General features: G+C 56.8%; 17 protein-coding genes. 13 read left to right on the top strand and 4 right to left on the bottom strand.

Translation table 11 applies throughout. From position 1 onward, the window contains the following. Positions 1 to 608: 608 nt before the first annotated feature. The 13 genes from ACM6IQ_RS02895 to ACM6IQ_RS02835 all read left to right on the top strand — a co-directional run bounded on the left by ACM6IQ_RS02895 (position 609) and on the right by ACM6IQ_RS02835 (position 19157). Positions 609 to 2147 carry a sigma-54-dependent transcriptional regulator gene (locus ACM6IQ_RS02895; RefSeq protein ID WP_192418039.1) on the top strand — a complete coding sequence of 513 codons (1539 nt, stop codon included), beginning with the start codon at positions 609 to 611 and terminating at the stop codon, positions 2145 to 2147. A gap of 297 nt (positions 2148 to 2444) precedes the next feature. After that, positions 2445 to 2822, top strand: coding sequence for a glycine cleavage system protein GcvH (gcvH, locus tag ACM6IQ_RS02890; protein ID WP_192418038.1), 378 nt, complete (start codon positions 2445 to 2447; stop codon positions 2820 to 2822). 13 nt (positions 2823 to 2835) lie between these two features. After that, on the top strand, positions 2836 to 5706 hold the full coding sequence (gcvP, locus tag ACM6IQ_RS02885; RefSeq protein ID WP_192418092.1) for an aminomethyl-transferring glycine dehydrogenase: 2871 nt from the start codon (positions 2836 to 2838) through the stop codon (positions 5704 to 5706). Positions 5707 to 5781: 75 nt separating this feature from the next. Then, entirely contained in the window at positions 5782 to 7035 is a 1254-nt protein-coding gene (gene glyA, locus ACM6IQ_RS02880) for a serine hydroxymethyltransferase (protein ID WP_192418037.1), read from the top strand. 102 nt (positions 7036 to 7137) lie between these two features. Beyond that, entirely contained in the window at positions 7138 to 8259 is a 1122-nt protein-coding gene (gene gcvT, locus ACM6IQ_RS02875; RefSeq protein ID WP_192418036.1) for a glycine cleavage system aminomethyltransferase GcvT, read from the top strand. 30 nt (positions 8260 to 8289) lie between these two features. Then, on the top strand, positions 8290 to 9267 hold the full coding sequence (lipA, locus tag ACM6IQ_RS02870; protein ID WP_192418035.1) for a lipoyl synthase: 978 nt from the start codon (positions 8290 to 8292) through the stop codon (positions 9265 to 9267). Positions 9268 to 10582: 1315 nt separating this feature from the next. Then, complete coding sequence (locus tag ACM6IQ_RS02865; RefSeq protein WP_192418034.1) at positions 10583 to 12049, top strand: NAD-dependent succinate-semialdehyde dehydrogenase; 1467 nt, start codon at positions 10583 to 10585, stop codon at positions 12047 to 12049. A gap of 19 nt (positions 12050 to 12068) precedes the next feature. Further along, a complete protein-coding gene (locus ACM6IQ_RS02860; protein ID WP_192418033.1) occupies positions 12069 to 13475 on the top strand; it encodes an aminotransferase in 1407 nt (468 codons plus the stop codon). 195 nt (positions 13476 to 13670) lie between these two features. Continuing rightward, positions 13671 to 14141, top strand: coding sequence for an Lrp/AsnC family transcriptional regulator (locus tag ACM6IQ_RS02855; RefSeq protein WP_192418032.1), 471 nt, complete (start codon positions 13671 to 13673; stop codon positions 14139 to 14141). 318 nt (positions 14142 to 14459) lie between these two features. After that, the gene (locus ACM6IQ_RS02850) at positions 14460 to 15458 is read left to right on the top strand and encodes a succinylglutamate desuccinylase/aspartoacylase domain-containing protein (RefSeq protein WP_192418091.1); all 999 of its coding nucleotides are present in this window, start codon (positions 14460 to 14462) and stop codon (positions 15456 to 15458) included. A 63-nt stretch (positions 15459 to 15521) separates the two neighbouring features. Further along, entirely contained in the window at positions 15522 to 16703 is a 1182-nt protein-coding gene (locus ACM6IQ_RS02845; RefSeq protein ID WP_225602374.1) for a M24 family metallopeptidase, read from the top strand. A 73-nt stretch (positions 16704 to 16776) separates the two neighbouring features. Next, entirely contained in the window at positions 16777 to 17616 is an 840-nt protein-coding gene (locus ACM6IQ_RS02840) for a transporter substrate-binding domain-containing protein (protein ID WP_192418031.1), read from the top strand. Between the two features lie 32 nt (positions 17617 to 17648). Beyond that, positions 17649 to 19157 carry an amino acid ABC transporter permease/ATP-binding protein gene (locus tag ACM6IQ_RS02835; RefSeq protein WP_192418030.1) on the top strand — a complete coding sequence of 503 codons (1509 nt, stop codon included), beginning with the start codon at positions 17649 to 17651 and terminating at the stop codon, positions 19155 to 19157. 421 nt (positions 19158 to 19578) lie between these two features. Here ACM6IQ_RS02835 and ACM6IQ_RS02830 read toward each other — a convergent pair whose 3' ends face one another. From ACM6IQ_RS02830 to ACM6IQ_RS02815, 4 genes are all read right to left on the bottom strand, one after another. Then, positions 19579 to 20496 (bottom strand): LysR family transcriptional regulator, encoded by a 918-nt coding sequence (locus ACM6IQ_RS02830; RefSeq protein WP_225602373.1) that lies wholly within the window; start codon positions 20494 to 20496, stop codon positions 19579 to 19581. A 116-nt stretch (positions 20497 to 20612) separates the two neighbouring features. After that, entirely contained in the window at positions 20613 to 22655 is a 2043-nt protein-coding gene (locus tag ACM6IQ_RS02825; RefSeq protein ID WP_192418028.1) for a pyridoxamine 5'-phosphate oxidase family protein, read from the bottom strand. A gap of 322 nt (positions 22656 to 22977) precedes the next feature. Beyond that, positions 22978 to 23589, bottom strand: coding sequence for a helix-turn-helix domain-containing protein (locus ACM6IQ_RS02820; RefSeq protein ID WP_192418027.1), 612 nt, complete (start codon positions 23587 to 23589; stop codon positions 22978 to 22980). Positions 23590 to 23607: 18 nt separating this feature from the next. Beyond that, positions 23608 to 24276 carry a glutamine amidotransferase-related protein gene (locus ACM6IQ_RS02815; protein ID WP_192418026.1) on the bottom strand — a complete coding sequence of 223 codons (669 nt, stop codon included), beginning with the start codon at positions 24274 to 24276 and terminating at the stop codon, positions 23608 to 23610. Positions 24277 to 24301 lie beyond the last annotated feature (25 nt).

Raw genomic sequence — 24301 nt, 5'->3', positions numbered from 1 at the left:
CGCGCCTTTTAACACACGCCATCGCTCTGGACGTATGGGCTGTTGCGCCTCGTTATCTATTAAAAAACGATAAGACTTTCTTGTATAGCTGATCGTCGCGATTAACCGGAATACGCGGTTATACCGTGTGTCCGGTTGCCTGTGCATGAGCGCCTCAAACCAATAATGTCCTCAGCATAGAAACCTGCTCGGCATCTGCTTTTTGGATGGTAGTTTGACATCGAAATCGGGACTGCCTCTTAATCCCACAATTGAGTCGCGCGGCATCGACATTCGAAAATAATAAAAAATCCTACCGCTCAGGCAGCAGTTCCTTTCTTGAGCGTTCTGCGGCTTATCTGTTCAGGGTTCTATCTATGAGTGAAAGATCATCAGTTTTATAGGTAAATAGAGTCGTCAGAGCGCTAACGCTGGCTAGACGGTTGGGGTCAGCGAAAAGCAGGCGTCACCCGTAAAGTGAATGGAATCTCTCAGGCAGTTCATTTCATACTGCGTGTCACTTCGGGCGCTTACGCCCAAAAATGGATAGCGTTTGAATAAGCTGTTACCGGAAGGATCTTCGCTGATCGCGAAGCTTCAAACTTTTCCACCTCTGCCCGAGGCGCATCATGCGAATTCACGTCACGTTCACTGATCGCGTCGGTATTACCCAGGAAGTCCTGGCGTTGCTCGGTGCGCGTAACCTCAACTTGGACGCAGTGGAGATGATCCCACCTAACGTGTACATAGATGCGCCGGACCTCAGCCAGACGGTGCTGGACGAGCTAAATTACGCGCTATTACGGGTAGAGGGAGTCAAAGCTGTGGAGCTTGTCGACATGCTCCCGGGTCAACGTCGCCGTCTTCAACTTGATGCGCTGTTGGCCGCCATGAGCGATCCGGTATTGGCGGTGGATCCGGGTGGTTACGTCCTGTTGGCCAATCACAAATTGGTCAGTCTTTATGGCAGCGATCCGACGGGTGAGCCCCTTTCAAATTTGTTCGCGGCGCCGGACTTGGCAAAATCCTTGGTCGAAAAAAACTTTCGGTTGCCGATGTGCGAGGTAAATTTCAAGGGGCATGACCTGTTGCTTGACGCCACTCCAATCATAGGCACAACTCAAAGCGCACGTTTGCTCGCGGGTGGTTTGTTGACGCTTTACCCCCCAAGCCGTATCGGAGAGCGCCTAGCTTCGCTGCATCACGATCATGCGGAAGGTCTGGGAGCTTTGCTTGGAAAATCGCCTGTGCTCGAACAGCTCAAGACGCGACTGCATAAAGTGGCCGGCCTCGACGCACCGTTGTTGATTCAGGGTGAGACGGGAACGGGTAAAGAGCTTGTCGCGAGAGCTTGTCATACCATGAGTGCTCGACGCGACGCGCCATTTTTGGCTCTGAACTGCGCTGCGCTGCCGGAAAGCCTGGCCGAAAGTGAACTGTTTGGCTATGCAGCGGGTGCGTTTACAGGCGCACAGCGCGGTGGTAAGCCGGGGTTGTTGGAGCTATCGGATCGAGGCACGGTGTTTCTCGATGAAGTTGGCGAAATGTCGCCATACTTGCAAGCCAAATTGCTGCGTTTTCTTAGTGATGGCTGCTTCCGCCGTGTCGGTGGCGATCGCGAGGTGCATGTCAGCGTGCGGGTCCTGTGCGCCACCCACCGCAATCTGGAACGCATGGTGGCAGAAGGTAGTTTCCGCGAAGATCTCTTTTACCGACTCAACGTCCTGAATCTGACGGTGCCGGCGCTTCGCGAGCGTGGGCAGGATATCCTGCTGTTGGCTGAACACTTCTTGCGCCAGGCTTGCGAACAAATTCAACGTTCGTCCTGTTGTCTGGCGCCATCGACCTATCCGCTGTTACTGAACAATCGATGGTCAGGGAATGTTCGCCAGTTGCAGAACGTCATTTTTCGAGCGGCCGCAATCTGCGAAGGGGATGTGATTGACTGCGATGGGCTTGAGCTGGCCGGTACTGAGCTGATCAGTCAGAAGGCAGATTCCGAAGCGGTGGTCAGTCTGGAAGCGGCGGTGCAGGACTTCGAGAAATCGTTGTTGGAGAGATTTTATCTGGCGTATCCCTCAACCCGTCAATTGGCACATCGGCTGCAAACCTCGCACACCGCGATTGGACAGCGGCTACGCAAATACGGGATCGGCTCGCGATCGTAGCTTTCGCCTGTTGGGGTTACGCGGTTCGAAAACGTTCCGCCGGAGCGTTTTCGCTCCAATGGCGGTTAAGCGCCGCGTGCCTTGGATTTGGCCTCGCCGCCAAGATGAAGCCAGTCTGCTGCCTGGAACGAATTCGATCCGCACAACCTGTATTTGTTCTCATTAATAAAATAACCCACTGATATATATAGCAATATGTAGATGGCATCGTCTTTGCTCTTGTTCTATCAAACCAGCCGACTTTTCGCCGGCCTGTTCGTCCTAACATTGGACACATTGATAACAAGAGGAAAATCCATGAGCACGCTGCGTTTCACTTCCGAGCATGAATGGTTACGTCTGGAAGCTTCCGGCGAATTGACAGTCGGCATTACAAACTTTGCTCAAGAGGCATTGGGCGACGTGGTTTTCGTGCAATTGCCAGACCTGGGGCCCTTTGCCGAAGGACATGAGGTGGCGGTGCTGGAGTCGGTGAAAGCCGCGAGTAATATCAGCATGCCATTGACCGGCGATGTGGTCGCGGTCAACCAGGCGCTGGCCGATGACCCCGAGCAGGTCAATGCCTCGCCGATGAACGATGGCTGGTTCTTCCGTATCCGTGTCGACAATCTTGATGCTTTCAACGATCTGATGGATCAGGAAGGCTATGACCGTTTCCTGGCCGAAAACGCCTGAGCCGGGGGTAGAGATGAACAAGCCACAGATTCCCCTGGGCACGGACAACGAATTCATTGCCCGCCACATCGGTCCTCGCGACGAAGACATTAGCGCCATGTTGACGCTGATCGGTCATGACTCGCTGGAAACCCTGATCGACAGCGTCGTTCCGCAGAGCATCAAGGGCACCAGTGTGCTCGAGTTATCGGCGGGGCAGGGCGAAGCCGAGGCCCTGGCCGCGATCAAGACCGTCGCCGGCAAGAACCAGCTGTTGCGCACCCACATCGGCCAAGGCTATTACCCTTGCCATACGCCGACGCCGATCCTGCGCAACCTGCTGGAGAACCCGGGTTGGTACACCGCGTACACACCATATCAACCGGAAATTTCCCAAGGTCGACTGGAAGCGCTGCTGAATTTCCAGACTTTGATCAGCGACTTAACCGGGATGGAAATTGCCAACGCCTCGTTGCTCGATGAAGCGACTGCCGCCGCCGAAGCCATGACCTTCTGCAAGCGCCTGGCAAAAAACAAAGCGCCGGCTTTTTTTGTCTCGCGCCACTGCCATCCGCAGACCCTCGACGTTCTGCGCACCCGTTCCGAACCGTTAAACATCGAGATTGTGATCGGCGACGAGTCCGAACTGGAGAAAGAAGGGCTCGACGGGTATTTTGGCCTGCTGTTGCAATACCCGGCCAGTACCGGCGAGATTGTCGATCATCGTTCGCTGGTCGAGCGCGCCCACCAGGCCGGTGCATTGGTGGCGGTGGCGGCCGATCTGCTGGCATTGACCCTGCTGACACCGCCAGGTGAATTTGGTGCCGATGTGGTGTTGGGCAGTGCCCAACGCTTCGGCGTGCCCTTGGGTTTCGGTGGCCCGCACGCCGCTTACTTTGCGACACGCGATGGCTTCAAGCGCGACATGCCCGGGCGCCTGGTAGGCATTTCCATCGACCACCATGGCAACCCGGCGCTGCGCCTGGCGATGCAAACCCGTGAACAACACATTCGTCGTGAGAAAGCCACGAGCAACATCTGCACCGCGCAAGTGCTACTGGCCAATATCGCCAGCATGTACGCGGTCTACCATGGCCCCAAAGGCCTGACAGACATCGCCCGCCGTGTGCATCGCTTGACGTCGATCCTGGCCCAGGGCCTGGAACAACTGGGGCATCGGGTTGAGCAACAGCATTTCTTCGACACCCTCAGTGTCGTGCCGTCAATCCCGGTGCAAGCCGTGCATGACGCGGCCAGGTCGGCGGGAATCAACCTACGTGTCATCGACCCACCTCGCGTCGGTCTGTCGCTGGACGAAACCTGCGAGCAACAAAGCGTAGAGGCGCTGTGGGCCGTGTTTGCAGTCAAAGGACAGTCGCTGCCGGACTTCCTCGCCCTGGCGAAAACCACTGGCGATTGCCTGCCACTGTCGTTGTTGCGTGAGACACCGATCTTGCAGCACGAAGTGTTCAATCGTTATCACTCGGAAACCGAGCTGATGCGCTACCTGCGCAGACTGGCGGACAAGGACCTGGCGCTCGATCGCACCATGATTCCGTTGGGCTCCTGCACCATGAAGCTCAATGCCGCCAGCGAAATGATCCCGATCACCTGGCCCGAGTTTGGCGCCTTGCATCCGTTCGCGCCTGGCGAGCAAACCCGGGGTTATCAGCAACTGATCAAGGAGCTGGAGCAGATGCTGTGCGCGGCTACGGGTTACGACGCCATGTCGTTGCAACCCAATGCAGGCTCGCAGGGCGAGTACGCAGGGCTGCTCGCCATTCGTGCGTATCACGCCAGTCGTGGCGAAGCCAATCGCGACGTCTGTCTGATTCCTTCGTCGGCCCACGGCACTAACCCGGCCACCGCACAAATGGCCGGTATGCGCGTAGTCGTGGTCGATTGTGATGCCAGGGGCAACGTCGATATCGCCGACCTTGAGTACAAGGCGCAACTGCACGAAGAGCGCTTGGCGGCATTGATGATTACCTACCCATCGACCCATGGAGTGTTTGAAGACGGCATCCGGCAAATCTGCGCTATCGTGCATGAGCGCGGCGGCCAGGTGTATATCGATGGTGCCAACATGAACGCCATGGTGGGGCTCTGCGCACCGGGCAAGTTTGGTGGTGATGTCTCGCACCTGAATTTGCACAAGACCTTCTGCATTCCCCACGGCGGTGGCGGGCCAGGCGTTGGACCGATCGGTGTCAAGGCACACCTGGCGCCGTTCCTGCCAGGGCACGAAACCATGGCGCGCAAGCAAGGCGCCGTCAGCGCCGCGGCCTTCGGCAGCGCCAGCATCCTGCCGATCACCTGGATGTACATGCGCATGATGGGCGGGGAAGGCCTCAAGCGTGCGTCGCAACTGGCCATCCTCAGCGCCAACTACATTGCCCGGCGGCTAGAGGATCATTACCCGGTGCTATACACCGGCGAAAACGGCTTGGTCGCGCACGAATGCATCCTCGATTTGCGCCCGCTCAAGGAGACCAGCGGCATCAGCGTGGAAGACGTGGCCAAGCGTCTGATCGACTTCGGTTTCCATGCTCCGACCATGTCGTTCCCGGTGGCGGGCACGCTGATGGTCGAGCCGACCGAGAGTGAATCCATGGAAGAGTTGGACCGCTTCTGCGACGCGATGATCTGCATCCGCGAAGAAATTCGTGCCGTGGAAAGTGGCGAACTCGATTCGCACGACAACCCGCTGAAAAACGCTCCGCACACTGCCGCCGAACTGGTCGGTGAATGGGGGCATTGCTACAGCCGGGAATTGGCGGTGTACCCGCTCGAGTCGCTACGCGACAGCAAATACTGGCCACCGGTCGGTCGTGTCGACAACGTTTATGGCGACCGCAACCTGTCCTGTGCCTGCCCACCGATGTCGATTTACCAAGACGCTTGATGACTGTGCCCGGATCTCGCCCGGGCCTTCGCGCGAGTGCGTTGTGTCTACTCAAACAAAAAAGGAAAGCTCACCATGTTCCATAAAAGTCTGACTCTGTCCGATTTCGACCCTGTGCTCGCTGAGGCCATTAATCGCGAAGTGAAGCGCCAGGAAGACCACATCGAATTGATCGCCTCCGAGAACTACACCAGCCCGCAGGTGATGGAAGCCCAGGGTACCGAACTGACCAACAAGTACGCCGAGGGCTATCCCGGCAAGCGCTACTATGGTGGTTGTGAACATGTCGACGTGGTCGAGCAACTGGCGATCGATCGCGCCAAGGCGTTGTTCGGTGCCGGCTACGCCAACGTGCAGCCGCACTCCGGTTCTCAGGCCAATGCTGCGGTCTATTTGGCCTTGCTGCAAGCCGGCGATACGATCCTGGGCATGAGCCTGGCCCATGGCGGGCATCTTACGCACGGGGCGAAGGTCAGCTCGTCCGGCAAGCTGTACAACGCCGTGCAATACGGCATCGATGCCAATGGCCTGATCGACTATGACGAGGTCGAGCGCCTGGCGGTTGAGCACAGACCGAAAATGATCGTCGCCGGTTTCTCCGCCTATTCCAAAACCCTCGACTTTCCACGTTTCCGTGCCATTGCCGACAAGGTCGGGGCGTACCTGTTCGTTGACATGGCGCATGTCGCCGGTCTGGTGGCTGCCGGCCTCTACCCGAACCCACTGCCGTACGCTGATGTGGTCACCACCACCACGCACAAGACCCTGCGCGGTCCACGCGGTGGGCTGATTTTGGCCAAGGCCGATGCGGAACTGGAGAAGAAGCTCAACTCGGCCGTGTTTCCGGGCGGGCAGGGCGGGCCGTTGATGCATGTGATTGCCGCCAAGGCGGTGTGCTTCAAGGAGGCGTTGGAGCCGGGTTTCACGGATTACCAGCTGCAGGTCATCAGGAACGCACAAGCCATGGCTGAAGTGTTCAAGCAGCGGGGCTACGACGTTGTGTCCGGTGGCACTGACAATCACCTGTTCCTGGTCAGCCTTATCCGTCAGGGCATTACCGGCAAAGACGCCGATGCTGCGCTGGGTCGTGCTCGTATCACAGTTAACAAAAATGCCGTGCCTAACGACCCGCAATCTCCATTTGTGACGTCCGGTCTGCGCATCGGTACGCCCGCCGTCACCACGCGTGGCTTGAAGGTTGTTGAGTGCGTAGGGTTGGCTAACTGGATCTGCGACATTCTGGACAACCTCGGCGATGCCGACGTCGAGGCTCATGTCGCGCGGCAAGTGGCCGGTCTGTGCGCGTTGTTCCCAGTGTACGGGGCCTGATCAATATCAACATTCGATGACCCAAGGCACACGGCCCGCCGTCGCTGGGCCGTGAACTTCATCGAATGTTGACCGCCGTTCAATTCATGCCAGGAGTTAACCATGTCCAATAACGAACTGTTGCGCACTCCATTGCATGCGTTGCACCTAGAACTGGGTGCACGCATGGTGCCCTTCGCGGGCTACGAGATGCCGGTGCAATACCCGCTGGGTGTCATGAAAGAACATCAACACACGCGCGCACAGGCAGGCCTGTTCGATGTATCGCACATGGGGCAGATACGCCTGCACGGCGCCGGTGCCGCCCAGGCGCTGGAAGCCCTGGTGCCTGTGGACATCGTCGACCTGCCGGTGGGCATGCAACGTTATGCACTGTTCACCAATGAGGACGGCGGCATTATCGATGACTTGATGGTGGCGAACGCCGGTGACCATTTGTTCTTGGTGGTAAACGCCGCCTGCAAGGATCAGGACTTGGCGCATCTGAGCAAACACTTGCAGGGCCATTGCGAGGTCGAGTCGCTGTTCGAGAGCCGTGCATTGCTCGCACTTCAGGGGCCCCGCGCTGCCGATGTGCTGGCGCGCCTGGCACCTGAAGTGAAAAGCATGACGTTCATGCAATTTGCGCAGGTGCGCTTGCTTGGCGTCGATTGCTACGTCAGTCGCTCCGGCTACACCGGTGAGGACGGGTACGAAATTTCCGTACCGGTCGAGCAGGCGGCCACGTTGACCCGTTCACTCCTGGCCGAACCAGAAGTGAAGGCGATCGGCCTGGGTGCCCGGGATTCATTGCGACTAGAAGCGGGTCTGTGCCTGTACGGCCATGATATGAACCCGGACACGACGCCCATCGAAGCCAGCCTGACTTGGGCCATTTCCAAAGCACGACGCGCCGATGGTGTCCGTGCCGGCGGCTTCCCGGGTGCGGAACGTATCCTTGCCCAGCAACTCGATGGCGTGGCCAGCAAGCGCGTCGGGTTCCTGCCGAAAGATCGCACACCTGTACGTGAGGGGACGCAGATCATCAACGCGCAGCAAGAATTGATCGGTCAAATCACCAGCGGTGGTTTCGGTCCCAGCTTCGACGGGCCGGTCGCGATGGGCTATTTAGAGAGTGCCTATGCCGTCCTCGGCACGGAGGTGTTCGCGCTGGTGCGGGGCAAGCCTGTGGCCATGGAAGTCGTCAAAACGCCGTTTGTGGCGCAGCGTTACTACCGTGGTTAACACTGGTGCTATTTTCCTGGGAGCTGGGCAATGACAGACATGCAAAAGGCTGATCTTCGGCCGGAGCCGTTGCAGGCTGGTGTCAAGCTGCGGGGCGCGGAGAAGGTCGCGCGTATTCCGGTAAAAATTCTTCCCACCGAAGACATCCCGCGCAAACCGGACTGGATTCGCGTACCGATCTCCACGTCGCCCGAAGTCGCGAGGATCAAGGCATTGTTGCGCAAGCACAAATTGCACAGCGTCTGTGAAGAGGCTTCTTGTCCAAACCTCGGCGAGTGCTTCAGTGGAGGCACTGCCACCTTCATGATCATGGGGGACATCTGTACCCGCCGCTGTCCGTTCTGCGATGTGGGGCACGGGCGCCCGAAACCGCTGGATGCCGATGAACCACGCAACCTGGCGACTGCCATTGCGGATTTGCGGTTGAAGTACGTCGTAATCACTTCGGTGGATCGCGACGATCTGCGAGACGGCGGAGCAGGGCATTTTGTTGAATGCCTTCGCGAGATTCGAAAGCTTTCACCGGGCGTGCAGTTAGAAACCTTGGTTCCCGATTACCGCGGGCGTATGGACGTGGCCCTGGCCATCACCGAGCAGGAGCCGCCAGATGTGTTCAACCACAATTTGGAAACAGTGCCGCGGCTGTACAAGGCGGCCCGCCCGGGTTCGGATTTCGATTGGTCGTTGGACCTGCTGGAAAAATTCAAGAAACGCGTGCCTGGTGTTCCCACCAAGTCCGGCTTGATGCTCGGGCTGGGTGAGACGGATGACGAGGTGATTGAAGTCATGCAGCACATGCGTGAACACGGTATTGAAATGTTGACCTTGGGGCAGTACCTGCAACCTTCACGCAGCCATTTGCCGGTTCAGCGTTTCGTCCACCCGGATGTATTCGCCTGGCTGGCAGAGGAAGGTTTGCGCATGGGGTTCAGCAATGTCGCGTCGGGTCCGTTGGTTCGTTCTTCATATCATGCGGATCAACAGGTGCAAGGCATCCGATTGCCATGATCAGGACGATGGTGCAGGGCTCCAGATTTGTTTTTTTCCTACAAGAAGGAATAATAATCGGCTCCCAGTGATTTATAGTTGGATGTTGATTGCGTTAGCGTCGATGCGGATGTCGAAAAAGCGGCGCCACTCACGAAACGAATGCGCTGCTTTTATCGATCAGTGGACAGATGTCTTGAGCTCACAGTAGCGCGATCAACTTCCTTCAGCCGGTAATCATTCTTTCGCGCCATGCCCAACCTGATGGCGCCGATCCCGCATCGGTGATGGTCAGAGAATGGCGGCAATTTTCGAACGCGCTCCAGCCCAACGCCCGTTCCGTATGAAGGAGGGTATTCATATGCTCCGAGGATGCCTTTTAACCACGGTTCATGATGCGTTGTAGCAACAGTCGCTCAATCGCGCCGCTCACCAAGATGCATGTCCGTTCTTCACGAACCTTTCATGGACCGGGTGGTGCGCCAGTCATCTCGTCGTGGTTCAGGACTACCTTAAGTTCCGCCGATGTCGAATTATCCACAGAATGAGTGCATATAACTGTGGATAATGGTCTGAGAGCCGCAGTGCAAACGGCTTGTCGCCTATTGATCGTTAAATGAGCATTGTGCAAGGCATGCCTGAATACCTCGTCAAATTCCCTTAATTGCCTTCGCTCCGGTGCAGTGTCATAGGTTCGACAGTAGAGCTTTTGGAATTGTGACTACTGCACGTCTTGTAGTGTGGCGAACGACACAATCAAACAGCGTTAAACCATATCAAGGACAATGAAAATTTCGCCAATACGTCTTCACCCGATTTGCGAGCTTGTCCAATCCCGCCCACTGGCGACTATGGCCGCATCCTCTGGAGTGATCAAATCACCGGTTGCTCAAGTGAGCCCGAACGACCAGGTGGGGTAGGATGAATTTGGATTTCAGTTACGTATCGCCCGCGACCGCCACACCATCATTTTCTCAACCTGCAGGTCTTTCAAGGTGTGAGGAATGGACAGCCACTACCGGACCGAACTCATTTTTGCATGTTCTGCGAGAGTACGTCTTGAATTCCAAAGCAGGGCAAAAGTGCTTCAGTACTAATTCTCGCAAACACACTCCGGTGAGAGCGTTAGCTTGAAACCTCATTCAGTTTCTCGCCGGTTCCGAGCAATACGCGACGCTGGGAATTCCAGTTTTTTGCAGAGAAAAAACGATTGCATAAAATGAGCGTAATTCTCGGGATAACGCAGCAAGTATGCGTAGAGACTTTAAGTTTTGACGTTTTCGAGTCAGTGGCGGCCCTAAGCTTGTGTCCATAGACATAACGCTAGATGACTGCCATGACCAATATTGCTAGAGACGCACTGAATAACCTCACTCGCAAGGATCTGCTGGAGCTGCGGGCGTATATCAACGGCGAGTGGGTGGATACCGACGGAAAGCTCGCCGTTGTCGATCCGGCCACGGGGGAGCGCATTGCGCAGGTGGCCCATTGCAGCCCTGTCTGGGCCGACCGGGCTGTTGAGGCCGCCAGTGCGGCACTCTCTGGTTGGGGACAGCTATTGCCGCTTCAGCGCGGGTTGATTTTGCGTAAATGGGCGGTGCTCATGCGCGGGCATGCCCAAGACCTGGCCGTCATCATGACGGCAGAACAGGGCAAGCCGTTGGCGGAATCGTTGGGTGAGATTTCGTATGGCGCCGCGTTCCTCGACTGGTTTGCGGCGGAAGGCGAGCGCTGCTATGGCGAAACCATACCTAGCCATCTGGTGGGTAGTCAGTTGCTGACGAAGTTGCAGCCGATTGGCGTGACGGTTGCGATCACACCATGGAATTTCCCCAGCGCGATGATTACTCGCAAAGCGGGTGCAGCACTGGCTGCGGGTTGCACAATGATTGTCAAACCGGCGCCAGAAACACCGCTATCGGCGCTAGCGTTGGCCAAACTGGCCGAAGAAGCAGGCATGCCCGCTGGTGTGTTCCAAGTGCTGACCGGCGATGCGGTCGCCCAGTCTGCAAGATTGCTTCAATTTCCTGAAGTGCGCGCCTTCAGTTTTACCGGTTCGACTGAAGTCGGGAAAATCCTGCTCAAGGCATCCGGTGATACGGTCAAGCGGGTATCGCTTGAACTCGGTGGCCACGCCCCTTTCATTGTTTTTGACGACGCATCGATTGATGAGGCAGTGGCCGCTTGCATCAACGCAAAGTTCACCACGTCCGGTCAGGACTGCCTGGCGGCCAACAGGATCTACGTTCAGCGCGGCTATTACGACAATTTCGTGGCGGCGCTTGCTGCGCAGGTCAGGACGCTGAGAGTGGGCCATGGACTGAGTCCCAATGTCGATATCGGCCCTATGACGCGCAGTTCCGTGGCTGCTAAGTGTCAGGCCCAGATCATCAATGCTGTGTCCTTGGGCGCGACCCTTGTTGTGGGGGGGACCGAGATCAACGGCAATTTCGTGCAGCCTACCGTGCTGGCCGATGCAACGGACGAGATGGACATTGCGCAGGACGAGACATTCGGGCCGGTTGCAGCGGTGTTTGTCTTTGACACGGAAGAAGAAGTGCTGCAGCGCGCTAACAACTCTGAATTCGCATTAGCAGCTTATGTGTACACCAACGATTTGCGGCGTGCACTTCGCCTTTCCGATCGCCTGCAGTACGGCATGGTCGCGATCAACACGCCGAAGTTTACCGGGGCACCCATTCCATTCGGTGGATGGAAGCAGTCCGGATTGGGAAGGGAAGGCTCGAAGCACGGCCTGGAAGAGTACATGGAAATCAAATATGTCTGTTTTGGCAACCTGTGAAAGTTAAGGAGATACTCAAATGAACAAAAATCAACACGATATCACCGCAGCCCAGGATCGTAATTCAGTGCTTCATCCCTTCACTAATCTGAAGGATTTTGCCTCTGGCAAAATGGGCGATCCGACCATCATCGAAACGGGCAAAGGGATTCGCATCACTGACTCCACCGGCCGCGAATACATCGACGGGTTTGCCGGCCTGTATTGCATGAACATCGGTTATGGCCGTACTGAAGTGGCCGACGCTATCTCTCGTCAGGCGCACAAGCTGGCTTACTATCACAGCTACGCCGCGCATACCACGGATGAACTGGCGAAGCTGTCTGATCGCTTGGTGAAAATGTCGCCTGGCAAAATGAGCAAGGTGTTCTACGGTACCTCGGGCTCTGACGCGAACGAAACCCAGGCGAAACTGGTGTGGTATTACAACAACCTGCGCGGCTTGCCGAAGAAGAAAAAAATCATCACGCGTGATCGTGGCTATCACGGTTGCTCGGTGATTGCAGGTTCCATGACTGGCATGAACTTCTACCACGATCACATGGACCTGCCGGTATCGGGCATCTTGCGCACGGGCGTTCCCCATCACTATTGGGACACCCTGGCTGGCGAAACCGAACTGCAATTTTCCGCCCGACGCGCACAGGAACTCGAAGCGCTGATCCTGCGTGAAGACCCGGATACCATCGGTGCTTTCATCGCGGAACCGGTACTGGGTACCGGCGGTATCACGCCTCCGCCTGAAGGTTACTGGGCAGCGATTCAGCCGATCCTGAAAAAGTACGACATTCTGTTGATAGCTGACGAAGTGATCACCGGTTTTGGCCGTACGGGGGCGATGTTCGGTTGCGATAAATACGACATGGAGCCTGATCTGATTACCGTTGCCAAAGGCCTCACTTCGGCCTACATGCCGCTCTCGGCGGCGATCGTTGGCGAGAAAGTCTACAAGGTCATGGAAGAGGGCGCGGATCGCGTGGGGGCGTTCTCACATGGGTTTACGTACTCCGGCCATCCCATCTGTGTTGCCGCTGCGAATTCGGTGCTCGACATCGTTGAGCGTGAGGACATCCCAGGCAATGCTGGCCGTGTTGGTGAGTACCTGCAAACCAGCCTCAAAGAAGTATTCGGGCATCTGCCGATCGTGGGTGAGGTGCGTGGTGTGGGTCTCATGGCCGCCATTGAATTCGTCGCAGACCCGGCGACTAAAAAACGCTTTGACCCAGCACTGAAGGTTGGCGCCCGGATCTCCAAAGCAGCACGCGATCTGAACCTGATTGCACGGGCGATGCCGCACGGAGAAATCCTGGGCTTCGCACCGCCACTGGTGGCCACAAGGCAGGACGTGGACCAGATGGTCGATATCGCCCATCGCTCCGTGCAAAAGGTCATCGACGAATTGGCCAAAGAAGGCGCGCTGCGCTAAACCACGCAGACGCTGTCATGAATCAAGGCCGGTTTCGTACCGGCCTTTTTTCTGGGCAAGTGACAAGACGCGCCGGGTATTGGCAGCCTGTTGATGTCCCTCGGGCTTTGCCGAGCAGGGGGGCCGTATGAGAGGATCCGGCTCCCGATCTCGTCATCTTGTCACTGTCGTCGTGTTGCTCTGAGGGGAAGCCAAATGTTTGTTCTTGATCGAATCGACGCCAACATATTAAACGCCGTGCAAAAGAACAACCGGATCACCTCGGAAGAGCTGGGCAATCTGGTGGGGTTGTCAGCCACTGCCTGCCAGCGTCGCTTGAAGACGTTGCGCAAAGAGGGCGTGATTGAAGGCGATGTGTCGATTGTCTCGCCGAAAGCCGTTGGGCGAAATGTGTTCATGCTGGTGCTCGTTACATTGGAACGAGAACGCTCCGACATTATTGACCGGTTCAAGAAGTCCATTCGCAATACGCCGGAAGTTATGACGGGTTACTACGTCACGGGTGACTCGGACTTCGTCCTGGTGATCACGTCCAGGAACATGGAAGATTATGAACAGTTCACGCGCCGGTTTTTCTATGAGAACTCGGATATCAAAAGTTTCAAGACACTGGTGGTCATGGATCGAGTAAAGGCCGGATTCGAGTTACCCATCAACCTCGATTGATTTGTCCATATCCCGAAAGCCTCCGATCGCCTCTGGCAAGCGAGGCACCGGCAGCCTACGGGGCAGCCCAAGCTTTCTGTAATCCTCCCGCAATTCTCCAGCGCACCCGCTCCCAGTTTCTTCTTTTTAGCCACTTTCATGGGCCACTTCGCCACTGGCAACTGCTACCGGATCACGCAGCTTTTCCTCGTTAATCGCCGATATTGTACGAATTTACTCTTCAGCAGAGTGTTTATCGTCGGATATGGTTTGTGGGAATGGCTATTATTTGTCCAGGGCAGTAGTTGCATAGAGACACTGAGTTGGTTGCGAGGGCATATGAATAAGAAGAGCAAGGGTCGGCTGACAATAGACTGGGAACTGACAGGTCGTCAGTACGGAAGTCTCAACTTTCCTTGGTCCAGGAACGAGTCTGCATGGGGCAGTCTGCAAATTCCGGTGATTGTCATCAAGAATGGGAAAGGGCCGTTCATTTTGCTGACGGGGGGCAATCACGGTGATGAGTACGAGGGGCCGATCGCCTTGTCCAACCTGGCGCGGGCACTTGACGTGCAACGTGTCACCGGAACCATCTGCATCGTTCCAGCCCTTAACTATCCCGCGCTGAAATCCGGCACCCGACTTTCTCCCATCGATGGTTTGAATATGAACCGAGCCTTTCTGGGTCGGGCAGAAGGGACCATCACCGAACAGATTGCGCACTTCGTCGAAGCTGAGCTGATCAGTCGCGCCGACGCCGTACTGGATATACACGCGGGTGGGCGGACCATGTTTTTCCAGCCCTTCGCGGTCTCTCATCAGTTGCCCGACGAAGCTCAGACATTGCGTGCCCGCGAGGCGTTGATCGCCTTCGGTGCGCCGATCGGTCTGATTCTGGAAGAGCTGGACAACGAAGGCATGCTGGACACCGCCGTGGAGCAGAAGGGCAAACTGTTTCTGTCTACCGAACTGGGCGGAGGCGGTTCCACCACCGCGGCCACCGTCAAACTGGCTCAAGACGGCGCCCACAACTTCCTCGTGCACACGGGCGTCTATGACGCTGCGATGAAGACTCCTGCGACACCGGTCTCAATCATGGAGAACGAGGCCAACGGTTATGTCAGTGCGCAGACCAGCGGCTTCATCGAGTTCACACACGAACTGGGTGACGGGGTGGAAGCCGGGCAGGTGATTGCCCGCATCCATGACTTCGAAAATTTGCACAAAGAGCCTGAGGCAATCCTGGCACCGGTCACGGGCACTCTGTTGGGCCGTCACTTCGGAGGCCACATCACGAAAGGTGATTTTCTGGCGATGTTTGCCAGTCCGGAAAACTGACAGGCACGTCCTGCCACTAGAGTTGCTAGGCACCCCCATAATTCAAATAAGACGAGGTGAATCATGAGTGACCCGTTTTTCACAGACGCTGAATACGAGAGCCGTCTGCAAAAGGTAAAACATCGAATGGCGGAGGCTTCCGTCGATACCTTGTTGGTGGCAGATGCCAACAATATCTTCTGGCTTACAGGTGCCGCAGACTGGTCGTTCTACACGCCGCAGTTCGTGATCGTCAGTCTGCAGGAAAGCAAACCGATCTGGATCGGCCGCGCCATGGATGCACCCGGCGCCGCGCTGACCAGTTGGATGGGCGCAGAACATGTCATCGGCTATCCCGAAGACTACGTCATGCGCAAGGACATTCATCCCAGCCAATACATCGGCGAGTACGTTGCCAACCGCTGGCCGAATGCACGACGGGTCGGCTACGAATCAGACAGCTATTTCTTCTCGCCTCGTTCCCTGAGTTGCCTGATTGCGCAGTTGCCCAACGCTGTGTTCGTGGACTGCGACTTACTCGTCAACCGGGTGCGGGTCGTAAAAAGCGAGACCGAAATACGGTACCACCGCGAAGCCGCAGTGATCGTGCAAGGGGCGATGCGCGTCGCTCAGGATCTGATCCGGCCAGGCGTTCGCCAGTCCGACGTCATTGCAGAAATCTACAAGGCCCAGATTACTCCGGATGCACCTTTCGGCGGTGATATCACGGCGCTGTGCCCGATCATCCTGGCTGGCGAAAAAGCGTCCGCGGCGCATCCGGCCTGGACCGACGAGAAGTTCACCGACAATCAGACGGTCGCCATTGAATTGGCCGGCGCTCGCCGGCATTACACCACCGGCCTGGCGCGCACGGTTCACCTGGGGTCGAACCCGCCTGCGGAGTTGGTCAACACCGCCGCTGCAGTCGAGGAGGGCATGCATGAAGTCCTGGCCATGGTCAAAGCCGGGGTCAGCGGGGCGGATGTCCATGCCACCTGGCAGCAAGTCCTGAATCGGCACGGACTGCGCAAGGACAGTCGGATCGGTTACTCGATCGGTATCGGTCTGCCGCCAGACTGGGGCGAGCACGTCATCAGTTTACGTCCGGGGGAGCATGAGCCGATTGAAGGCAACACCACGCTCCATATCATCCTGGGCATGTGGATGAAAGGTTGGGGGATGGAAACCTCCGAAACCATCGTTGTTCAGCCGCAAGGTTATGAGTGTCTGACCCGGTTTCCTCGCAGCGTTAATATCAAGCGTTAATCGCTGACACCTATCATCAATGGCGGCTCTAATACCAGAGTCGCACTTCAACTGCTAAACGGCGGAGAGTGCCATGAAAACTATTTCAAGCATGATGTGCGCGTGCGCGTGCGCGTTTTTCGCGAGTATTGCTGCAACTTACGCTTATTCAGCCAACGATGTTTCGCCTCTTAAGAAGGAACTTTCCATTGGCGCCGATTTAAACTATCCGCCTTATGATTATTATGTGGATGGCAAACCAACAGGCTTTGATCCATCGCTGTTGGCGCTATTGGCAAAAAGAATGAACGTCGAACTGACGTTCTCCGATACTCGCTTTGCAAGCTTGCTGCTGGGTCTTAAATCCAACCGCTTCGATCTGGCTTCCGCCGGTATGTACGTCACCCCGGAACGCGCGCAACAGATCAATTTCCTGCCTTACATGAAAACCGGTGTGTCGTTGGTGGTTTTGAAAGGCAGTGCGAATCAGCCGTTGACGCCTGAGGAACTGTGCGGGTTGCGGGTCAGCAGTATTCAGGGTGCGGCGTGGATTCCCAAACTGACAGAGTTCTCGAAAACCGGATGTGTGGACAAGGGTAAAGCGCCGATCAAGCTGTCGGAGTTCCCATCCTCGGCAGAGGCGGTCCAGACGCTGTTCGCGAAAACCGCGGATGTCCAGACTGAAGACGCAGCGGTTGCCGCGGTCGCGGTAAAGAATACGGCCGGGCGCATTGAAATCAGTTCCAAAGAAATTCTCTATCCCGTCGTGGGTGGTTATGGGCTGCGCAAGGACAACGAAGTGTTGCTGACGGCGATGACCAAGGCGCTTCAAGACATCAAGGATTCTGGTGAATATGCCGCATTGTTGAAGGAGTACAACTTGGCCGAGCCTTCTAAGGAAGAAATAGCAGCGGCTCTTGGCAAGACCAACTAACACTTCCGCAATTACAATAAAAGGTGGCTCAAGTGGAATTCGACGTGCGCTATGCGATCAGTCTTTTGTGGAATCGCGAGTTTTGGAGCGCCACATTACTGGTCGTTGAATTAAGTATTCTGGCGTGGCTGTCAGGCATTGTATTCGGTTTTTTTCTCGCGTTGGGCAAGTCGTCTAACAGGATATGGCTGAAGCAATTGTGCAGTGGCTATATCTGGTTCTTCCGAAGCTTGCCGCTGTTGGTACTGCTGATACTGATCTATAACTTGCCGCAGGTATTTCCCCAGACAGGGGCGGTACTTTCGAATCCATTCCTGGCGGGCTTGATCGGCATGATCTTGAACGAATCGGCCTACATCGCTGAAATCCATCGGAGCGGTCTGGTTGCCATTCCCAAGGGCCAAGGAGAAGCGGGCAGATCGCTGGGGCTGGGACGGCTGGCATTGCAAAGCCGGATCATCATTCCGCAGACCATCAGGGTGACACTCCCGGCCCTGGCCAACGAATACGTCAACATTGTGAAGCTGACGTCGCTCGTTTCGGTCATTTCCCTGTATGAAATTCTGGCGGTCGGTCAGCGCTTGTACACGCAGAACTTCCGGGTTCTGGAAACCATGCTGGGCGTGGCGTTCTACTACGTGTTCATCGTTACGGTTGTGGGCTGGCTGCTGTCGTACCTAGAGCGCAGGCTGGACTTCACGGCGGCCAGGAACACCAATCCGACTGCCGGACCATCGGGGACTTCCAGCGATATTTTGCCAGTGCGTGAAACGGCCACCGGCGAGACCGCCTTGGAAATTGTCGGGGCCAGGAAAAGCTACGGCAATCTGGAGGTCTTGAAGAGCATTGACCTGAGTATCAAGCGCGGTCAGGTGGTGTCGATCATCGGGCCGTCCGGCTCCGGCAAGACTTCCTTGATCCGTGCCATGAACGGGCTCGAACCGCTGGACAAGGGCAAGGTGCTGTTGGACGGCAAACCATTTCTGGATGCGGATGCGGGCAAAGTCGTCCCGTCGCTGGATCAGGCAGTCGATATCGGCATGGTGTTTCAGAACTTTAATTTGTTCCCGCACAAGACCGTGCTGGAAAACGTGACCCTGGCGCCGGAGTACCACCAACGAGGATCGAAGCTGGCATGCGAACTGTCGGCCCGCGCGATTCTGCAGAAAGTTGGCCTGAGCGAACATGTGCACAAGTATCCCCATCAGCTCTCGGGTGGCCAGGCGCAACGGGTCGCAATTGCACGGGCGATGGCGATGCAGCCTTCCATGATCCTGTTCGACGAACCCACTTCTGCGCTCGATCCCGAACTGGTGGGGGATGTGTTGCGGTGCATCGAAGACCTGGCGAGCGAAGGGATGACCATGGTCATCGTGACTCACGAGATGGAGTTCGCGTTCAAGGTGTCGAATCGCGTGATTTTCATGGAGAAAGGCGTGGTGGTCAAAGACGCCGCACCTGCCGACATGATGCGATCGTCCGATCAGCGCATCACCCGATTCATCGGTAACTCGGAGCATTTCAAACTCAGGGCGGTGTAATGTGCGAGGAAGCGATGTGAATCTGCACAGGCGGGAAAGAGGGCGTCTTTCCCGCCTTATAAAAAATCGGGGGCGTACCTCCACTCAGACTATCGCCTGATAGAACGCCTGAGGCTGGTCGAGGATGGCGCGTAATAGCTGCAATCCTTCCTCCAAGATCTGGCGGTCGGCGGCAGCACCTAACGAGATTCGAACTGACTAGCTGGAGCGGTGACTTGGCGTAGGCGCAAAGCTCGGGCAGGAAGGATCTTGATCTGCTGGCGTTCCGCTTGATGCCGTACGAGGACCTACCAGGGTTGCGGAAGATGCAGCCAGATGTGCGAGCGCTGGGGTGGGGCACTGAAGTTCAGATCGGCGAAAACCTGCTCTGCGATGTGCAGTCGCGCGGCGTTTTCCGTGAGAGGCGAGGTCAGCGAAGTCATCACTTTCGGATGGAGGGACACAGCACAGGCTCCATGCCCTTTACTTGACCGACACTGGCGATATGGCCAATCAGAAAATCGGCAAACGAATAGGTTTTCGAGGTTGTTTTTATCTGGTCCCGGAAAACGATATGAACGGGTAGCGGGGCAGGCTCGTAGTCTTCAAGCAGCAGTTCCAGGCGACCTTCCTGTACGTCGTTAGCGACCTGAAACAAAAGCGCACGCGTGATCCCCCAGCCTCCCCTAGCGATGTTGATGGCGGCTGCATGGGTGGTGACGGTCACTCGAGAGTCCAGGATGATTTCCAGCTCCCGATCCTGACTCTGAAAGTGCCATACCTGTGCAGGCCCAATGGTGGTGGAGTCGACGATCACTTTGTGACGCAACTGCTCAGGTTCTTCCGGTCGACCATACCGTTGAAGGAAAGACGGTGAGGCGCAGACGATTTGTCTCACTTCGCCAATCTTTATCGCATGAATGCTTTCCGATTCCAGCTCGCCGACCCGTATCGACAAGTCCACATTTTCGTTGACCATGTCGATTTTCTGATCGACGAATAAACACGTCAGGCTGACCTCGGGAAATTGGTTCAAGTAATCGCTGATGAGCGGGGCGATAAATGACTGACCGAACTGGATAGGGGCCGCCACGGTCAAAAGTCCGCAGGGTTCGATGTGGTGACCAACGGCGGCCGCCTCGGCCTCGCGGATCTCGGCGATAATATGTCGGCAGTCCACCAGAAAGCTTTTTCCGGCGTCACTTAAACTCACGCTCCGAGTATTGCGTAAGAAGAGAACCTGCCCGACTCTTTGTTCCAGTAAAGCGACCGAGCGGGTCACGCTAGGTGCAGAAATACGCGCTCGTCGAGCGGCGGCAGCAAAACTTCCCTCCTCAACCACCGCGAGAAAAATTTCCATTTCCCGAAATCGAATCACTGGTATTCCCCTACACCGCGAGTGAAGTGTCCTTTAGCGCTTGAGCGATAAGTCACAGAGTTGAGTAGTGCCGTGGCCTCGGCCAGGCGGGCGGCGTCTTACATTTCCAGTTGCAACGGCTCGGTGCCAGTTGCCGGGACGGCGCAGCAGATCAGGGCTTCACCTGAGGGCAGTTGAAACTCGGGAGGTTCGGCATAGGTCACCGTACCCTGAAGAAGAGGGGTACGGCAGGTGCCGCAGGAGCCGTTACGGCAGCCAAAGAGCGGCGTTAAATCATTCTGTTCGGCCAGATCCAGCAGCGAACCACTCTCCGGATCCCAGGACGCCTCCTTGCTCGACGCCTTGAACGTGACAGGCACCGGTTCGCTTGCAACCGGCCCAAGCTCCCCCCGTGGTTGATCCTCGCTGGCGGTACGCTGGAGGCTAGACGGGCCGAACGTTTCGGCGTGGATGCGTGAGTCGTTGACGTCCAATGCGCGCAGACCGTCGTACATCTGCTGCATGAACCCCTTGGGGCCACAAAGGTAAAAGTCATAGTCATCGAACGGCAGCTGTTGACGCAGTAGGTCGATGCTCAGCCGACCCGGGTGCTCAAAATGAACATCCGGTTTGGCATCCGTGAAGTGGCTTAAAGCACGCAGGTAGTGAAGTTTGCCGTCCGCGGCCGCGACGAGGTCGGCGAACTCTTGCTGGAAGGCCAGTTGAGCCTTGTTGGAGGCGGAATGAAAAACCCAGATGGGGCGGCGATGCAGGGTGCGCGTGCCCTCGTGAACCAGATGCCGCGCCATAGCTAACGCCGGGGTAACGCCGACGCCCGCCGCGAGCAGGACCACTGGGCGATGCACGGAAGCGTCGATCGTGAAGCTACCGGCCGGGGCGCGGGCATCAATCAGGTCGCCAACCCGAATGTTGTCGTGCAGATGCGTCGACACCGTGCCTTCGCGCTTGACGCTGATGCGCAGCGCGCCATCTGCCGGGCCGCTGGAAAGCGTATACGTTCGCACCAACGACTTGTCCTGTCCGGCGAGGGTGACGCGGATTGGCAAATGCTGCCCGGCCAGATACGTTGGCATGCCGAGGCCGTCGTCGGGCAACAGTTGGAACGAACGGATGGTTTCAGTCTCGTCGACGATGCCAGCCACCCGGTACGGACGCCAGCTCTGCGCCAGTGCAGCCGCTTTCAGACGCCTGTCCGCGTCTTCCCAACTGCCGGTCATCAGCACGTTGGGCGAGGTGCCGTCCTCTATCTCCACCCAGCGCAGCGGGAGCCCGCCGGGACGGCGGATGACGCGCTCCGGGAAAAAGCGCCACAGGCGCTCGGCGCCTGTGAACGCCTGGGTTTCCGGCGATTCGAGAATTACCTCGGCGCGTCCGGTCAACTGAAGCAGATCGCCACGACGCATGTCGACGAACACCAGGCCTGCGCGTGGATTGAGCAGCATGTTACCCAACGTGTTGAAGAACAGATTGCCGTTGAATTCCGGCACGGTCAGCACGCCATATTCATCGACCCGCACGAAACCCGGCTTGCCGCCACGATGGGAAACGTCGACCTGACGTTTTTCTTCACGCACCACGTAGGAGGCGACATAGAATGAGTCCGCGGCGGTGATCATCGCGATGTCGTGGCTGTTCAGGGTGTCGGACCGACTGAGTTCCCCTGGCGGCGTGTCATCGAACACATAACGGCGTAGCTGAATGTAGCGGGGGCAATGACCGTAAGTCTGTGTCGGATCGATTTCGAAACCGGTATTGTCATCACGCCGCACAAAACCGTTGAGCCGGTTGCGTCGTCGGGTATGCAGTTCTATGCCCAGCATGGCGATGCCGTCGCCGTCTTCCATGCCGACGTCTGCCGGGTCCGCCGGCTCTCGCGGCAGATCAAGGATCAGTCTCCGTGGATCGGGCGACTGGGCGAATCCCGGCTGCCCCGTGCGCAAGGTCGCCCACGGGTTACCCTGCGGATCGACGCTGCCCAGGACCACAAACGGCAGCTGCGCGTAAAACTCCCGATGCTGGTCGGGCAGCCAGTTGCGCGACATCTGCATTTTGCCGACCTTAACCATTTGCTCGACCGCACCGACGCTTCTTTGCAACTGCAACTCGCCTTCGTTCCAGGGGGATTTTTCTGTCTCTTCCATGGGCGTGCTCTCGGCGGTGATTTCGGCGAATGAATGCGTCAATCGTCCCATAGCTGCCTGGGGGGCAGAACCGTCGCGCCGCTCAATTCATCATTTCGCTTTTTGAAATGATGAGGCGGTTATCGCGAGCGGCGGATCAGGGGCGGAAGCCGGGCATAGCAGGTGCTGACATCTGAAAAACCAACCGGTTTTTTGAGTCTGCACGGACAGAGAGGGGGGCAAAATCGAGTGGCGTTCCAGGGTTCATGGGGTGCCTGCAGGGGCAGGCACCCAGGAAATGTTTGTGGAGCTTGAGGGACGGCTATCTAAACAGCGTGACGATCTACTTGTCTTTGAAAGGCCGAATCGACAGGCAAACGGAAAGGATCTCCGTAGCACCTTCAGCACCGGAGACAAAGGCATGTCGCATGGTGCTGTCGATGTAGCAGCTGTCGCCCACATTCAACGTCAGCGGCGCATAGTGATCAGTGTGGAAAATAAGCACGCCTGACAACACGAAGACGAATTCCTCGCCGTCGTGCAGGCTCCAGTCTTCAATCGGCGGAACTTCGTGGTTCCTGATCGTCATGCGTAACGGCACCATGACTTTGGATTTCAGCGCCGCCGAATGTACCCGGTAATCGTAGAACGGCGTGCTGAACAGCTCCGCTTCCTCGGCCTTGGTGGAGATCAGTCGGGCCATGCCGGTTTGAGGCTGGCTGGCCGACGCCCCATCCATGATGTCGACAAAGTTCATTTGCAGGCATCGAGCGATACTCAACAACGTATCAAAGCTGGGGCGTGACTGGCCTTTTTCGATTTTCGAGATCGCCGCTATCGACACCCCGCTGCGCTGGCTGAGTTCCTCCAGCGTCCAGCCGCGCGCATTGCGCTGGGCCTTGATCTCAGTGCCGAGCAAGGGATCAGGTCTGGGTTTAATAGGGTTAATACTCAACTTCCATCTCCGTAAATTTCAACCGAGGCAGCGGGTCAATACGTCTGCAACCAACGATTCGACCCTGGGTTGTACCTCTTTTACCTTGGCGACGGCAGTATAGAGAAATTGTTCGACGTCAACATCGTTGCGGATCAGTGACTCGAGATTAATCTCAACCCATGTTCTGATCGTCGCCTCATCAACTTCTGGGTGAAACTGCATCCCGACGGTATTGCCCTTCTGGAAGCCCTGTAACACCGCACCCGAGCTGGCCAGCTTTTCGGCGCCTGCAGGGAGGGTGAAATTGTCGCCGTGCCAGCGAAACCACGGACCGGCCCAGGTTGTATCGACGGCCACATCATTCAGCAGCCAGCCCGAATCGCGGTATCCCATCGGCTTGACCTCGGCGTCATGGGCGGCAGCGAGCATCTGCCCGCCGAAACAGATACCAAATATGGGGCGACCGCGCGCGATCAGTTGTTTCGTGAACGCGAGCTCGGCCTCGATCCAGGGAATGTGCAGGTCGTAAACCCCATTTGGCGATCCCAGGAGAACAAAAAGATCAGCCGACTCTGGATCGATGTCATCGAAATTGGCCGTCCTGGCATCGATCGTTTGCAGTTCGAAACCGTGCAAATCACGAAGGATTGGGCCAACCAATCCAATCCCCGTGTCGGGGGAGTGCTGAAGAACAATGGCTTTCATATTTGGGCAGTCCAAAGATGTTGAA

It is taken from the genome of Pseudomonas sp. IT-P100 (assembly GCF_949767185.1).
Lineage (GTDB): Bacteria > Pseudomonadota > Gammaproteobacteria > Pseudomonadales > Pseudomonadaceae > Aquipseudomonas > Aquipseudomonas fluorescens_B.
This window is presented reverse-complemented; position numbering and strand designations above follow the sequence as displayed.

Bases quoted from the DNA above. Each gene is read 5' to 3' on its own strand.
- ACM6IQ_RS02855 (WP_192418032.1), top strand. From the start codon at position 13,671: ATGTTTGTTCTTGATCGAATCGACGCCAACATATTAAACGCCGTGCAA.
- ACM6IQ_RS02830 (WP_225602373.1), bottom strand. From the start codon at position 20,496: ATGGAAATTTTTCTCGCGGTGGTTGAGGAGGGAAGTTTTGCTGCCGCC.
- ACM6IQ_RS02850 (WP_192418091.1), top strand. From the start codon at position 14,460: ATGAATAAGAAGAGCAAGGGTCGGCTGACAATAGACTGGGAACTGACA.
- ACM6IQ_RS02840 (WP_192418031.1), top strand. From the start codon at position 16,777: ATGAAAACTATTTCAAGCATGATGTGCGCGTGCGCGTGCGCGTTTTTC.
- gcvT (WP_192418036.1), top strand. From the start codon at position 7,138: ATGTCCAATAACGAACTGTTGCGCACTCCATTGCATGCGTTGCACCTA.
- gcvH (WP_192418038.1), top strand. From the start codon at position 2,445: ATGAGCACGCTGCGTTTCACTTCCGAGCATGAATGGTTACGTCTGGAA.
- ACM6IQ_RS02865 (WP_192418034.1), top strand. From the start codon at position 10,583: ATGACCAATATTGCTAGAGACGCACTGAATAACCTCACTCGCAAGGAT.
- ACM6IQ_RS02815 (WP_192418026.1), bottom strand. From the start codon at position 24,276: ATGAAAGCCATTGTTCTTCAGCACTCCCCCGACACGGGGATTGGATTG.
- ACM6IQ_RS02845 (WP_225602374.1), top strand. From the start codon at position 15,522: ATGAGTGACCCGTTTTTCACAGACGCTGAATACGAGAGCCGTCTGCAA.
- ACM6IQ_RS02860 (WP_192418033.1), top strand. From the start codon at position 12,069: ATGAACAAAAATCAACACGATATCACCGCAGCCCAGGATCGTAATTCA.
- ACM6IQ_RS02825 (WP_192418028.1), bottom strand. From the start codon at position 22,655: ATGGAAGAGACAGAAAAATCCCCCTGGAACGAAGGCGAGTTGCAGTTG.
- glyA (WP_192418037.1), top strand. From the start codon at position 5,782: ATGTTCCATAAAAGTCTGACTCTGTCCGATTTCGACCCTGTGCTCGCT.
- lipA (WP_192418035.1), top strand. From the start codon at position 8,290: ATGACAGACATGCAAAAGGCTGATCTTCGGCCGGAGCCGTTGCAGGCT.
- ACM6IQ_RS02895 (WP_192418039.1), top strand. From the start codon at position 609: ATGCGAATTCACGTCACGTTCACTGATCGCGTCGGTATTACCCAGGAA.
- gcvP (WP_192418092.1), top strand. From the start codon at position 2,836: ATGAACAAGCCACAGATTCCCCTGGGCACGGACAACGAATTCATTGCC.